Below are 13,377 nucleotides of genomic sequence, written 5' to 3'. Positions count from 1 at the left end.
GCTTCGCCGCGTTTCCCGTCACGCCGACCTCGCCCGGTTCGGGGCCTTCGGCGGAGCCTGATCCACCCGTCACGCCGCCCGTGACGGTCACGCCCAAGGTCTCCTGCGCATCGCTCGCCAACATGGACATTCCAGCCGGACGCATCGGCCTGCCCACCCAGGGCGCGACCGTGGCCACCGCCGTGGACGTCGCGGCCAACGAACCCGGCAATCAACTTGGCGCCCATTGCCGGGTACGCGGCAGCATCCGTTCGGTGGATGCGAACGCGCCGGTCATCAACTTCCAGCTCAACCTGCCGCAGCAGTGGAACCAGAAGCTCATCCACTTCGGCGGCGGCGGCTTCAACGGCCGCCTGATCGACGGCACCGAAACCGTTCGCTTCGGGCCGCCCGACAAGCCCGCGCCGCTGGCCCTGGGTTACGCCACCTTCGGCGACGACTCGGGCCACCAGAGCAGCAGCATCACCGACGGGCGTTTCGCCGCCAATGACGAATCGCTCGCCAACTACGGCGGCCAATCGCTCAAGAAAACGCATGATGTCGTGATGCAGATCGTCCTGGCGCACTATGCCGACGCACCGAAGAAGGCCTACTTCCTCGGCACCTCGACCGGTGGCCGCGATGCGCTGGCCTACATCCAGCGCTGGCCCACCGACTACGACGGCGTCGTCGCCAACGAGCCCGCGCTCAACTACAGCGGCACGCGCCTGTCGAACGTGGCGGTGGGACGTGCTCTCTATGCCAACGGCGGCGCGGGCTGGCTCAACGTCGCCAAGACCCTGCTGGTGCAGCGCACCGTGCTGCAGGCCTGCGACCGGCTCGACGGCGCCGCCGACAGCATCGTCAGCAACGTCGAGAGCTGCCGTCTGCTCAACGCGCAGATCCTGGCCTCGCTGCGCTGCAGCGGCGGCACCGACAACGGCGACGGCTGCCTGTCCGACGCCCAGCTCACGACGGTGCGCACGATTGAGTCACCGCTGGTCTTCAGCGGCTACACCCTGGCAAACGGCGTGGGCCGCGCCGGCGGCTACAACCTGCTCGAAGGCGCACTGGTCGCGGGGCCCTACACCACGCGCGACCTCGGCACGCGGCCGGTGCCCGCCAATCCGGCGACTTCTGCCGATGCCAATATGTACGTCACCGGCGACCAGTGGGTGAAATACTTCGTCACCCGCAGCGAAGCCTTCGACTCGCTGGGCTTCGACCCCGCGGCGCCCGGACCCTGGGCGGCACGCGTGGCCGAGGTCTCGGCGATCACCGACGCCACCAATCCGCAGCTGACCCCCTTCCTGGCGCGCGGCGGAAAACTGATCTTGTTGCACGGCCTGGCCGACGAAGTGATCAGCCCGAACTCGACCATCGACTACTTCCAACAACTGACCGCCACCGTTGGCGCCGATGCGGTGCAGCGCGGCGTGCGCTTCTACACCGTGCCCGGCATGGGCCACGGCACCGGCGTCTTCATCCCATCCTGGGACTCGCTCGCAGCGCTCGAAGGCTGGGTCGAAGGCGGTATGGCGCCGGCCACCGGCGTTGCGATGGACACGGTCGCCGGCAGCTTCGGCCGTACGCGGCCCCTGTGCCGCTTTCCGTCCTGGCCCAAGTACCGCGGCAGCGGCAGCCTGGATGCCGCCATCAACTACAGCTGCGTGACGGAAGTGGGCGACCCGCTCGCCTGTCCCAATCTCCCGGCGGCCGCCACCCGCTACAAGGGCGGCAACAGCCTGGGCGAAGAACTCGACGTGCTCGTGGACCCGTCCACGCTGGCCTACACGGTCACTGTCAACGCTAGCCTCGACCGGGCCGCCGGCACGCAGCGCGCCGGGACGCTCGCGGCCCGGGGCGCGTGCACCTATGCCAGCGCCGAGAACGGCGCCGTCTTCAGCTTCGGCGCAGGCGGAGTGCTGCAGGGTGGCGTGGCCGCGCCAGCGGGTGGCAGCTTCGCGCCGCTCGTCGCCTTCCAGACCACTTTCGAGAACGCCGCCACGCCCACGGTCTTCAACCCGGTGGCGAACATCTTCAACGCGGCCGGTGCGCAACAGGGCGCGGGCGCTGCCAGCAGTTACGCGGGGGCGGTGCGGCTTCGCAATGCGGGCACCTTCCAGTACTGCCGCGATGCGGTCACGGGTGGATTCATGAACTACGACCCGAACTGCACCCAGACGGAAAAGGGTTACGTCACGTGGACCGCTGCGCGGCAGGCTTTCGACGTCTACACCACCGCGCCGGGTGGCGGCGCCACGACCACCGGCGGTACGCTTTCGGGATCGATGGTGATCGGCCTGGTGGGCGGCAGCGCCGTGCCCTTGCACCTGGTGCGCGAGTCGGCCGCCAACCGCGGCATGCGCTTCATGGCGCCCCAACAGAGCCTGGCGGCAGGCGCGGCCGATGGCCTCTACGCCATGGCCAGTGTGCAGGGCGAGTCGCGCGAAGCGACGGTGGCCGGCACCGCCTTCAACCTCGGAGGCGCGACCGCGAGCCTGAGCTATGACACGCCCGTTCCGGGCGTTGCACAGGCCGACGCCGGCCGGCCGGGCTTCTTCCTCTTCAACCAGGGCGTGCTGGCTTACGTTTCCTCGTCCAGCGCCAGCGCAGCCTTCGACATCGGAGCACGTCATTGATGACCGCGAACACGAAGAACACGAAGAACACGACGACCAAGGTGATGATGACTCGGAAGACATCGATCCGCCTCCTTGCCGGCCTGGCAGCCATGGCGGCTGCCTGGAACGTCCATGCGGCTTCGCCGCCGAAGTCGGCCGCGTGTCCCGAAGCGGTCCCTGCTTCTGCCCGCTGCTTCACCGGCCAGGACGGCGCCGGCGCCTTCTACTGGATCGCGATCCCGCAGGACTGGAACAAGGTGCTGGTCATGCACGCGCACGGCGGGCCCGAAACCGGGCCGCCCGAATCCGAGCGCAGCCGCAAGGACCTCGAGCGCTGGGCCGTTACGGTGAAGGCCGGCTACGCGTGGGCCGGCTCCACCTACCGACGCGGCGGCTACGGCGTGACCATGGCCGCGGAGGACACCGAGCGCCTGCGGCGTCTCTTCGTCTCGCGCTTCGGCGCGCCGAAGCGCACGCTGCTGCACGGCCAGAGCTATGGCGGCGGCGTGGCCTCAAAGGCGGCCGAACTTTACCCGTCAGGCTCCTACGACGGCGTGCTGCTGACCAACGGCGTGCTGGGCGGCGGCAACAGCGCCTACGAATTCCGGCTCGACCTGCGCGTGGTCTACCAGCAGGTGTGCCGCAATCATCCGCGGCCCGACGAGCCGCAATACCCTCTGTGGATGGGCTTGCCGAAGGACTCGAAGCTCACGCGCGCCGAGCTGGCGGAGCGGGTCAAGACGTGCACCGGCGTCGGCCTGCCGGCGACGCAGCGCACACCCGAGCAGGCTGCGCGCCTGAAGACCATCCTCGGCGTCGTGAAGATTCCCGAGCGCACGCTGGTCGGTCACCTCAACTGGGCCACCTGGCTGTTCCAGGACCTCACGCAAGATCGCCTGGCCAACCGCAACCCTTTCGGCAACATCGGCGTGCGCTACCAGGGCTCAGCCGACGACGCCGCACTCAATGCCGGTGTGCTGCGTTACACCGCCGACCCGCAAGCCCAGGGCGCGCTGGCTGCCGACAGCCAACCGACCGGCCGCACCACGCTGCCCACGCTGACGCTTCATGCGATCAACGATCCGACCGCATTCGTCGAACTGGAAAGTGCATACCGCGATCTTCGCCAGAGCGCCGGCACGGCCGACCGCCTGGTGCAGAGCTTCAGCGACGAGTCCGAGCACAGCTACCTGAGCGATCCGCAGTACCCCGCGCTCTTCGCCGCCTTGCTGGACTGGATCGACAAGGGCGACAAGCCCACGCCTGCGACCATCGCGGCGCGCTGTGCCGCCTTCGAGCCGGCGTTCGGCGAAGGCGGCAAGGCCCGTTGCCGCATCCGCCCCGACTACCAGCCGCCGCCGCTGGCGTCGCGCGTGCCGCCGCGCTGATGCGGGCTCAGAAGGTGCCGGGCAGCAGGATGCTCGAATCGACCTCGTCGATCTGCGTGCGGCCGCAGAAGGCCATGGTGATGTCCAGCTCCTTCTGAAGGATCTGCAGCGCCCGCGTGACGCCTGCCTCGCCATAGGCGCCGAGCGCATACAGAAAACTGCGGCCGATCAAGGTGCCGCGCGCACCGAGCGCACGGGCCTTGAGCACGTCCTGCCCGCTGCGGACGCCGCCGTCCATCCAGACTTCGATTTCGGTGCCCACGGCTTCGGCGATGGCGGGCAGGGCCTCGATGGAAGAAGGCGCGCCGTCCAGCTGGCGGCCGCCGTGGTTCGACACGATCAGTGCATCGGCGCCGCTCGAGGCTGCCAGGCGCGCGTCTTCCACGTCCATGATGCCCTTCAGGATGAGCTTGCCGCCCCAGAGCTTCTTGATCCACTCCACGTCGGCCCAGCTCAGCGATGGATCGAACTGCTCGGCCGTCCATGACGACAGCGACGACAGGTCCTTCACGCCCTTCGCATGGCCCGCGATGTTGCCGAAGGTGCGGCGCTTGGTGCCCAGCATGCCCAGGCACCAGCGCGGCTTGCCGGCCAGGTCGATCAGGTTGGCGAGCGTAGGCTTGGGCGGGGCGGTCAGGCCGTTCTTGATGTCCTTGTGCCGCTGGCCGAGGATCTGCAGGTCGAGCGTGAGCTGCAGCGCCGACACGTTGGCAGCCTTGGCGCGCTCGATCAGGCGCTCGATGAAGTCGCGGTCCTTCATCACGTAGAGCTGGAACCAGAAAGGGTGCCGGTCGGTGTTCTCCGCGATGTCTTCCAGCGAGCAGATGCTCATGGTCGACAGCGTGAACGGAATGCCGAAGGCCTTGGCCGCGCGTGCGCCGAGGATCTCGCCGTCGGCATGCTGCATGCCCGTGAGCCCGGTCGGCGCGATGGCCACCGGCATCGCGACCTCTTCGCCCACCATCGTCGTGCGCGTGGAGCGGCCTTCCATGTTCACCGCCACGCGCTGGCGCAGCTTGATCTTTTGAAAGTCGCTCTCGTTGGCGCGGTAGGTGCCTTCGGTCCAGGCGCCGGAATCGGCGTAGTCGTAGAACATGCGCGGCACGCGCGACTGGGCGATCACTCGCAGGTCTTCGATGCAGGTGATCTTCGACAGGTCGGGCACTCGGGGTCTCCTTGATCTCAATGGCGCTGGGGCCCCGATTATCGCGGGCACCACGTCGGCGGCCGATTCAGGGGCCGCCATCGCGCCGCGCGATACCGCTATTGCGCCGAGATCTTCTGCTCGCTGATCAGCTTGCCCCAGCGCGCGGACTCCTGCGCCATGGCGTCGGCCAGCGCGGCCGAAGGCAGGAAGTCGGTGACCGCGCCCTGCAGCGCAGCGGCGGGCGCGAGGTCCGGCGCGCTCATGGCGGTGCGCACGGCCTCGCCCAGTTTTTCAACGATGGGTGCGGGGGTGCCTGCGGGCGCCAGCAAGAAGAGGCGCGGTGCCACGTCCACGCCGGGCACCGCGGTCGACAGCGCCGCCACGTCCTCGGCGCCCGGCAGCTTGTCGGTGCTCATCATCGCCACGGCGCGCAGCTTGCCGGCCTTGGCCTGCGCCATGCCGGCCGTGGCGCTCACCACGCCCAGCGGCACCTGGCCGCTGATGACGTCCGGCACGATCTGGGCCGCGCCCCGGTAGGGAATGTGCAGCGCGAAGGTGCCCGACTGGCCCTTGAGCATTTCGAAGCCCAGGTGCTGGACCGTGCCGACGCCGGAACTCGCGAACGAGTAGAAGCCGGGCTTCGCCTTCATCGCGGCCACCAGTTCACGCGGGTTCTTCGCGGGGAAATCGTTGCTGGCGACGATCAGCAGCGGCGACTTGAACAAGCCGGCCACCGGCACGAAGCTCTTAACCGGGTCGAAGGTGAGCTTGGCCTGCATGTACTTCGCGATCAGCGTCGAGCTGTCGCCCAGCAGCAGCGTGTAGCCGTCGGGCGCAGCCTTGGCGACCGCATCGCCGGCGATCACGCCCGCCGCGCCTGCGCGGTTTTCCACCACCACCTGCTGGCCCAACAGCGTCGACAGGCGAGGCGCGATCAGGCGAGCCATGGCATCGACGCCGCCGCCGGCGGAATAACCGACCATCAGTCGAATCGGCCGCTCGGGATAGCTGGCCTGCGCGAAGGCCTGGCCGGCGAGCAGCGCGGCACCGAGGGCGAGCAGGGTGCGGCGGGGGAGGAGGTCGGCGTTCATCGTGGTGTCTCCGTCAATCTTGTTTTGAAAGGGGTTCAGGCTTTGCCGGCGCCGCGCGAACCCGGGCGCTTCGCGAGTTCGGCTACGCGCTCGCGGTTCGGCTCGAAACCCAGGCCGGGCTTCTCGGGCAGGGCGAGCATGCCCTGGCTCGGCACCGGCAGGTCGTCGAACACCAGTTGGCAGCAGTCGACGGCCACCGAGTGGTATTCCACCAGCGAGCCGTTGGCGAGCCCTGCATGCAGGTGCATGTTGTGATGCGGCCAGGCGCCGCCGTTGGCGAAGCGTGCATTGAAAGCCGAGGCCATGCCGGCGATGCGCTGGCATTGGGTGAAGCCACCGGTGATGCAGGCGTTGGGCTGCACCACGTCGACCGCCTGCGCCATCAGCATGTCGCGGAAGCGGCTTGCATGGCCCTCGTTCTGGCCGGCGGCCAGCGGGATCGAGGTCTTTTGCCGCAGCTTGACCATGTTGGGGATGTCGTTCTGCGTCACCGGCTCTTCGAAGAAGCTGATGCCGTACTGCTCGATGCGCTGTGCCAGCGAGAGGGCGTGGAAATAGTCGAGGCTGCAGTTGGCGTCGATGTAGATCTGCACGTCCGGCCCGACCGCCTCGCGCACCGCGCGGATGCGTTGCACGTCTTCGGCGATGAGCGTGTCGAGCGGGCGGGGCTCGTCGCGCCGCGACAGGCCATGGTGGCCCACCGTCATCTTGAGCCGCTTGAAGCCGCGCTCGACCCAGCTGCGCGCGGCCTCGGCCAGTTCGTCGCGCTCGAAGAAGGCGAAGCCGAAGGTGGCGTACACCGGCACTTCCGCCCGCGCACCGCCCAGCAGGCGCCAGCAGGGTTGGCCCAGTGCCTTGCCCTTGAGGTCCCACAGCGCCAGGTCCAGCGCCGCGATGGCATGGCTCGCGTAGCCCGACTGGCCGCGCGGGGTGAGCAGCCAGTACAGCTTGTCCCAGATCTGCTCGTGTCGCATCGGGTCCATGCCGACGAGCGCGTGGGCGGCGATGTCGTTGACCACCGAGGCGATCACCTCTTCTTCGGTGATGGCGGTCATGCCGGTGCCGACCAGGCCGTCGTCGGTTTCGATGTCGACCAGGCAGAGCGAGAGCGAGGTGGTCTTGCTGCGACCCGATGCCTGCACGGTGATCGGCAGGTGCAGGGGTGTCGCGGCAACGCGGGTGATCTTCATGTGGGGTGTCTCCAGGGCTGGGGCGCAGTTTAGAAAGCCGTGCCCGCCGCTCACAAGCATGCCCCGCGAAGCCTGCTTTCGCGAACGGCGAAATCGAGGGTTTGCCCGAGGCCGCTCAGGTCCGGCGCAGGAAATCGATCAGCGTCAGCGTGGCCGGTGCGGGCTCGACTCCGCTGCGCATCGCGATGCGGTGCATGCGCGCTGCCCAGGGATCGGTGAGGCCGATCGCTGCCAGCGGCAGGCTGGCGAGTTGGGGGCCGATGGCCTGCAGCGGCAGCACCGTCACGCCCAGTCCGCCGGCGACCATGCGACATACCGCATCGAAGCTGCGCATCTGCATGCGGACTTTCAGCGCCTTGCCGGCCTGCGAGGCCGAACGCATGAGGCGCGCGGACAGCGCCGTGCCGTCGTTCAGCGTGATGAAGTCTTCGTCCAGCGCATCCTCCAGCGACACCGGCCGCGCCCCCGCCATCGCATGGCCGGCCGCGACCACCAGCACCAGCGTGTCGGAAAAGCAGTCGGTCAGCGTGATGCCGTGCGGCGCATGCGCCATGTCGACGATGCCCAGGTCGGCGCGCCCTTCGAGCAGCAGCAGCGGAATGTCGTGGCTGCCGTGCTCGGCCACGTCGATGCGGATCAGCGGATGCGCGCGCGCCATGCCGTCGAGCTTGGCCGGCAGCACCTCCAGCATGGCCGACGCGTTGGCCACCAGGCGCACATGCCCTTGCAGTCCCCGCGCATAGTCGTGCAGGTCGACCGAGAGCCGGTCGGCGTCGGCCAGGATCTCGCGGCCGCGCCGCACCAGCATCTGGCCGGCCGGCGTGAGGCGCACGCCGCGCGACGAACGCTCGAAGACGCGCAGGCCCAGCGCTTCTTCCAAGGCCGTGATGCGCGCGCTGGCGGCGGCCACTGCGAGTTGCAACCGGTCGCCGGCAGCGCTGATGGAGCCGAGCTCCGCCGCCGCCACGACCACGCGCAGCGTCGCCAGGTCAAGCGGCTCGTTCAAGCGGGGACTCGAGCTCGAAGAGCCGGCCGTGGCCCGGCGATGCGGCGTCGAGGCCGCCGGCGCGCACCAGGTCCCAGAACCCGGCCGGCGAACTGGAGGTGACGGGGATGCCGAGCTTCTGCTCCAGCGGCACATGGATGTCGAGCGTGAGCAGGCCGCCGCACGAGATCAGCAGGCCCTGGGCCGAGCGGTCCGCCGCGAAGGTGCGCTCGGCCAGCGCCATCAGCGTGTCGGCATCGACCCGGCCCACTTCTTCCACGCCGGTGATCGACAGTCCCTCGATGTGCGTGACGGTGATGCCGCAGCTCGCGAGGTACGCCACCAGGCGCTGGTTCAGCGTGTCGATGTAGGCAGTGGCCACCGCCACACGTTTGATGCCCATGGTGCGAAGGCTCTCGACGATGGCGTGGCTCATGGTGGTGCAGGGCAGGCCGGTGGCTTGCTGCATGCGGTCGCGCAGCGCATGGGTGAATTCAAGGCCGCGGTAGAAGCTCAGCGAGGTGCCCATCAGCGATACCGCCTGCGCACCGGCGTCGCGCAGCTCGACCGCCAGCGCGAGGATGCGGTCGACCACGGTGTCGAACCCCTCGGGCGAAATGCCCGGGATGCCCAGGCCGCGCGCGATGAAGCGGATGTCGCGATCGCCGTAGAGCGCCTCGCCGTCGATCGGCACGAGGCCAGCGGCAGGTGGGACGATGAGGCCCAGGGTGGCTGGCTGGTGGACAGTGGTCATTGCGATGTCTCCTTTCGTGGTCGATGCGGGCGCGTGAAGCGACGCATTGTGCGTGACGGGGATTTTTGCTACCTGGCCGCGCGCCGTATGCCCGCGCCGCGCACTTCGAGCCGTACTTGGTCGATGACCTTGCCCTGCGCATCGGCCAGCTCCACCACGTGCCGTCCAGGCCATGGCAGCCACTGGGCGCTGCCGCCGCGCGCGAAGGGCTTGCCGTCGAGGCGCCACTGCACGCTGCCGCCGTCTGCCTCGAAGCGCACGCGCTGGTGGCGCGGGGGGATGTCTGGGTCGAGCGCGATGATGGTGCCGTCGGCCGGTGCGGTGATGCGCGGCACGCCTTCTGCGGTGGCCTTGGAAGGCAGGTCGAACACGGACTGCTCTGTGCCGGCGATGAACCATTCTTCTCTGGCGGCCTCCAGCTCGTCGCCGAATCGCACGCGCTGCCGCACCAGGCCCGGCGGCGCGGCCGGGGCGCGGCTGGCTTCGCGGCGGTGCAAGAATCCCATCAGCTCGGCCCACACCGGCGCGGCGCCGCTGGTGCCGCTCACGTCCCACATCGGCGCGCCGCTCGCGTTGCCGATCCACACGCCCACGGTGTAGCGCTCCGACCAGCCGACGGCCCAGTTGTCGCGCATGTCCTTGCTGGTGCCGGTCTTCACGGCAGACCAGAAGCGGGTGCCGAGCACGCTGTCGAGCCCGAAGGTGCGCGCGCGCGCGTTGCCGTCGCTGAGGATGTCGCCCACGATGAAGGCCGCACGCGGGTCGATGACCGGGCTATTGCTCCTTCCCCCGCTGGGGGAAGGCCAGGATGGGGGCGGGGGCGCCGGCAGGAGGTGCGTTTCTCCGACCAGCCCGCCATTCGCCATCGTCCGATACGCATTCGTCAAGCCGAGCAGCGACACCTCCGCACTTCCCAGCGCCAGGCTGTACCCGTAGTAATCGCCGCTCTGACCCAGCGTCAACCCGGCCGTGCGCAGTTGTCGCGCGAAAGCGTCGGGCGACACCATCACCAGCGTCCGCACCGCCGGCACGTTGAGCGAGGCCGCGAGCGCGGTGCGCACCGAGACCAGGCCCTTGAATTGCCGGTCGTAGTTCTGCGGGATGTACAGGCCGCTCGCCGTGCTGATCTGGGCCGACGAGTCGTCGAGCAGCGAGGCAGCCGTGAGCCGCCGTTCGGCGATGGCCTGCGCGTAGAGCAACGGCTTGAGCGTGGAGCCTGGCTGGCGCTGCGCCAGCACGCCGTCGACCTCTGCGGCGCGGCTCAGCTCGCCGGACGAGCCGACCCAGGCCAGCACGTCGCCGCTGGCGTTGTCGAGCACGACCAGGGCGCCGTCTTCGACGTTGCGGCCGCGCAGTTCGCGGAGATGGCGCTGCAGAGTGGTGAGCGCGAAACGCTGGACCGGCGCACGCAGCGTGGTGCGGATGTCTCCGGCGGCCGGCGTCGCGGCGGCCTTCGCTTCCTTCAGCGCTTTTCGCGCCAGGTGCGGCGCGATGCCCTCGCTCGCGTCGAAGGCCCTGCGTTGCAGCGCCGCGCTGGCGAACATGTCCAGCACGGCGCAATCCGGCTTCGTCGCAGGCTCCATGGTCCGCAGCACCTCGCAGGCGCGCTGGGCCACGAGTGCAATCTTCGCGTTAGGCGCCCGCACCAGCGCTGCCGCCAACGCCGCCTCGCGTGTGTCCAGCCCGTGTGGGGCTTTTCCGAAGAGCGTGCGCGACAGCGCATCGATGCCGACGATTTCGCCGCGGAAGGGCACCGTGTTGAGATAGGCCTCGAGTATCTGGTCCTTGCGCCATTGCCGCTCGAGCCGTTGCGCCGCAACGCTCTGGCCGAGTTTCTGGGCGAGGTCTCGGCCGCCGCTTCCTCGGCGCAGTTCGTCGTCGAGCAGGCCGGCCAGTTGCATGGTGATAGTCGAGGCGCCGCGTGTGCGCGTGTTCCAGAGGTTGCCCCACGCGGCGGCCGACACGGCGCGCCAATCGACACCACTGTGTTCGTAGAAGCGCTTGTCTTCGCTCAGGACCATCGCGGTGCGCAGGGCCGGCGAAACCTCGGCCAGCGCCGTCCAGCGGCCGCGCCGTACGCTGGTGTCGGTGCGCAGGCGCTGCAGCAGCGCGCCGTCGCGGTCGAGTACTTCGACATCGGAGGGGCGGAACTCGCGCCTTACCTGCTCGAACTCAGGCAGCGCCGACGCCGCGCCGGTCAGCGCGGAGAACAGGCAGATCGCCAGCAGGCGAAGCGGTGTGCGAGTCATGGAGCGGCGAGCTTGCCACAGTGGCACGCCTGAATGCGGCGTCGACCTACTTGCAGACGGCGGGGCGGGACGATGGCTGCCTGAGCCCACGCCGCCACGATGGATGAACATCCAGTCACCGGCTTCACACATCAGCCAAGGGTGGACACGGATGCGACAAGAGGCCTGCCGATGATGGCAGCGTTCGCACTCAAGGAGAGATCAGATGATGAAGACAACACTTGCATTGGTGATCGTGGCGTCGGCCACATTGGCCGGCTGCGTGGCCGTTCCGTATGACAGCGGCCGGCCGCCGCCGCGCGCCAACTACGGCTACGGCGATCGCGACCGAGACGGCGTGCCCAATCGCTATGACCGCGACCGCGACAACGACGGCGTGCCGAACCGCTACGACCGGCGTCCGAACGATCCGTACCGCAACTGACCGGATCGGCAGGCGGTGCGATTCCTGCCGCTATTCCTGCGGCGGGAATTCGGCATGGCGCGGCAGCGTGTCGGAGAGTTGCACCCAGGGCAGGCGCTTGGAGTCCCACGAGTGCATGGCGGGCGCCAGGCGCTCTGGCTGGTCGAAGCTCCCGATCGTGACGTCGATCAATCCTGGGATGTAGTCTGCCGTGAAGCAAATCTGTGTGCCGCAACGCGCGCAGAAGCTGCGTCGTGCACCGGGCGACGATTCGTACACGGTGGGCTGCTGCGCAGGAAATTCGACCTGCGATGCCTCGTACATCGCCCACGCCACCGCGGGTGCTGCGTTGGCTCGACGACAAGTGGTGCAGTGGCATAGCGCGGTCATCAACGCTTCGCCTTGGATGCGGTAGCGCACGGCGCCGCACTGGCAGCCGCCTTCGAGGGGAGGGTCGTTCGACAAGTTCGACAAGAGAGGCTCCTTTTCCTGTACGAGGATCAAGGCCGGCGCATCTGTTGTCGTGCTATTTGCTGGGCGGCTCGTCGCGGGGTGCGACTTGGGTAGTGTAGGCAGCGGCCCGGCCGCGCGGGATCATCAATCCATCACCAGCTGTGTCTGTGTCACCACGGCGCATAGCTTGCCTTCAGCGGTCCGAATGGTGGTCTGCCAGACCTGGGTTGTCCTGCCCCGGTGCAATGCCACGCTCTCGCCGGTAACCGTGGTGTCGACACGCGCGCCGCCGATGAATTTGGTGCTCGAGTCCGTCGTCGTGGTGCGCTTGCCCTCCGACAAGTTGATAAAGGTGCCCACTGCGCCGAGCGTGTCGGCGAAGGCCATGTAGGCGCCGCCGTGCAGGATGCCGCCGGTGGTGCACAGATCGGGGCGCACCTTGAGTTCGGCGACGACCCGCTCCGGTTCGAGCACCAGCAGACGGATGCCCATCAAGCCGGGAAAGGTCGGGTCGAGGATGCGCTGGACGTCTTCGATCGAAGGCATGGGTGATGTCATGGTGGTTCGCGATCAGGCGCCGAAACGGATGGCAGACCGGGCGCGTGCGCGCTCTGCCTCGACCTCGCGATCACGTGGATCGGCCGTGGTGACCAGCGAATCGATCAGCACCCGTGCGATGCTTGCGATGTCGTCGACGGCGCGATCGAATGCGGCCTCGTTGGCCCTCGACGGGATGTTGAAACCGCTGAGCTTGCGCACGAACTGCAGGGACGCCGCGCGTACCTCGTCATCGGTGGCGGGAGGCTCGAAGTTGAAGAGTGTCTTGATGCTTCTGCACATGGTCGCTCCGTGAAGGCCGCAGTGTTGCATCGGGGCTGCCTCTGCGTCCAGTGTCAAAAGATTTGCGGAGCGGCGGCACGTGGGCCCGAATGGAGTGCCGCGAAGCCTGCAGGAGCGGGCTCGTGTGCGTATGACTGCTCATACGCGGGCCGTTGCCGCGATGGCTTCGGTCTGTGATTTGAAAAGGAAAACTGGTCGGGGTGAGAGGATTCGAACCTCCGGCCTCTACGTCCCGAACGTAGCGCTCTACCAGGCTAAGCTACACCCCGATTGT

Annotated in this window: 12 protein-coding genes and 1 tRNA gene; 3 read left to right on the top strand and 10 right to left on the bottom strand. The window is 68.5% G+C overall.

The window, feature by feature from the left end; translation table 11 throughout:
* Positions 1-122 precede the first annotated feature (122 nt).
* Both B0W80_RS23180 and B0W80_RS23175 read left to right on the top strand, forming a co-directional pair.
* Positions 123-2,621 (top strand): tannase/feruloyl esterase family alpha/beta hydrolase, encoded by a 2,499-nt coding sequence (locus B0W80_RS23180; protein WP_256856667.1) that lies wholly within the window; start codon positions 123-125, stop codon positions 2,619-2,621.
* A complete protein-coding gene (locus B0W80_RS23175; RefSeq protein ID WP_306171869.1) occupies positions 2,621-3,991 on the top strand; it encodes a S9 family peptidase in 1,371 nt (456 codons plus the stop codon). Before B0W80_RS23180 ends, B0W80_RS23175 begins: the two co-directional genes overlap by 1 nt.
* Positions 3,992-3,998: 7 nt before the next feature.
* On the opposite strand, the gene B0W80_RS23170 is transcribed toward B0W80_RS23175, so the two are convergent.
* From B0W80_RS23170 to pbpC, 6 genes are all read right to left on the bottom strand, one after another.
* A complete protein-coding gene (locus B0W80_RS23170) occupies positions 3,999-5,156 on the bottom strand; it encodes an alpha-hydroxy acid oxidase (RefSeq protein ID WP_077001518.1) in 1,158 nt (385 codons plus the stop codon).
* A gap of 98 nt (positions 5,157-5,254) precedes the next feature.
* Positions 5,255-6,229, bottom strand: a complete 975-nt coding sequence (locus B0W80_RS23165; RefSeq protein ID WP_077001517.1) for a tripartite tricarboxylate transporter substrate binding protein — start codon at positions 6,227-6,229, stop codon at positions 5,255-5,257.
* Between the two features lie 35 nt (positions 6,230-6,264).
* Complete coding sequence (locus tag B0W80_RS23160) at positions 6,265-7,419, bottom strand: mandelate racemase/muconate lactonizing enzyme family protein (protein WP_077001516.1); 1,155 nt, start codon at positions 7,417-7,419, stop codon at positions 6,265-6,267.
* A 115-nt stretch (positions 7,420-7,534) separates the two neighbouring features.
* On the bottom strand, positions 7,535-8,425 hold the full coding sequence (locus B0W80_RS23155) for a LysR substrate-binding domain-containing protein (RefSeq protein ID WP_077001515.1): 891 nt from the start codon (positions 8,423-8,425) through the stop codon (positions 7,535-7,537).
* On the bottom strand, positions 8,409-9,158 hold the full coding sequence (locus B0W80_RS23150; RefSeq protein ID WP_077001514.1) for an aspartate/glutamate racemase family protein: 750 nt from the start codon (positions 9,156-9,158) through the stop codon (positions 8,409-8,411). The genes B0W80_RS23155 and B0W80_RS23150 overlap by 17 nt, the downstream gene beginning before the upstream one ends.
* Positions 9,159-9,226: 68 nt before the next feature.
* Entirely contained in the window at positions 9,227-11,407 is a 2,181-nt protein-coding gene (pbpC, locus tag B0W80_RS23145; RefSeq protein ID WP_077001513.1) for a penicillin-binding protein 1C, read from the bottom strand.
* 208 nt (positions 11,408-11,615) lie between these two features.
* Here pbpC and B0W80_RS23140 point away from each other — a divergent pair, with 208 nt between their 5' ends.
* Positions 11,616-11,831: a hypothetical protein gene (locus tag B0W80_RS23140; protein WP_179107003.1), complete on the top strand. Its 216-nt coding sequence runs from the start codon at positions 11,616-11,618 to the stop codon at positions 11,829-11,831.
* A gap of 30 nt (positions 11,832-11,861) precedes the next feature.
* On the opposite strand, the gene B0W80_RS23135 is transcribed toward B0W80_RS23140, so the two are convergent.
* The 4 genes from B0W80_RS23135 to B0W80_RS23120 form a co-directional block, all read right to left on the bottom strand.
* A complete protein-coding gene (locus tag B0W80_RS23135) occupies positions 11,862-12,284 on the bottom strand; it encodes a GFA family protein (RefSeq protein WP_218668936.1) in 423 nt (140 codons plus the stop codon).
* A 123-nt stretch (positions 12,285-12,407) separates the two neighbouring features.
* Positions 12,408-12,809 carry a PaaI family thioesterase gene (locus tag B0W80_RS23130; protein ID WP_077001511.1) on the bottom strand — a complete coding sequence of 134 codons (402 nt, stop codon included), beginning with the start codon at positions 12,807-12,809 and terminating at the stop codon, positions 12,408-12,410.
* A 24-nt stretch (positions 12,810-12,833) separates the two neighbouring features.
* Positions 12,834-13,103 (bottom strand): DUF2277 domain-containing protein, encoded by a 270-nt coding sequence (locus tag B0W80_RS23125; protein WP_077001510.1) that lies wholly within the window; start codon positions 13,101-13,103, stop codon positions 12,834-12,836.
* 192 nt (positions 13,104-13,295) lie between these two features.
* Positions 13,296-13,372: transfer RNA gene (locus B0W80_RS23120), tRNA-Pro, on the bottom strand.
* Positions 13,373-13,377 lie beyond the last annotated feature (5 nt).

The organism is Variovorax sp. KK3 (genome assembly GCF_001984055.1).
In the GTDB taxonomy this organism is placed as follows: Bacteria; Pseudomonadota; Gammaproteobacteria; order Burkholderiales; family Burkholderiaceae_C; genus Variovorax.
The sequence above is the reverse complement of the archived record's forward strand: the minus strand, read 5'-3'. Positions and strand labels throughout refer to the sequence as shown.

Coding starts and splice junctions, on each gene's coding strand:
- B0W80_RS23165 (WP_077001517.1), bottom strand. CDS start 6,229: ATGAACGCCGACCTCCTCCCCCGCCGCACCCTGCTCGCCCTCGGTGCC.
- B0W80_RS23140 (WP_179107003.1), top strand. CDS start 11,616: ATGAAGACAACACTTGCATTGGTGATCGTGGCGTCGGCCACATTGGCC.
- pbpC (WP_077001513.1), bottom strand. CDS start 11,407: ATGACTCGCACACCGCTTCGCCTGCTGGCGATCTGCCTGTTCTCCGCG.
- B0W80_RS23175 (WP_306171869.1), top strand. CDS start 2,621: ATGACCGCGAACACGAAGAACACGAAGAACACGACGACCAAGGTGATG.
- B0W80_RS23125 (WP_077001510.1), bottom strand. CDS start 13,103: ATGTGCAGAAGCATCAAGACACTCTTCAACTTCGAGCCTCCCGCCACC.
- B0W80_RS23130 (WP_077001511.1), bottom strand. CDS start 12,809: ATGCCTTCGATCGAAGACGTCCAGCGCATCCTCGACCCGACCTTTCCC.
- B0W80_RS23150 (WP_077001514.1), bottom strand. CDS start 9,158: ATGACCACTGTCCACCAGCCAGCCACCCTGGGCCTCATCGTCCCACCT.
- B0W80_RS23160 (WP_077001516.1), bottom strand. CDS start 7,419: ATGAAGATCACCCGCGTTGCCGCGACACCCCTGCACCTGCCGATCACC.
- B0W80_RS23180 (WP_256856667.1), top strand. CDS start 123: ATGGACATTCCAGCCGGACGCATCGGCCTGCCCACCCAGGGCGCGACC.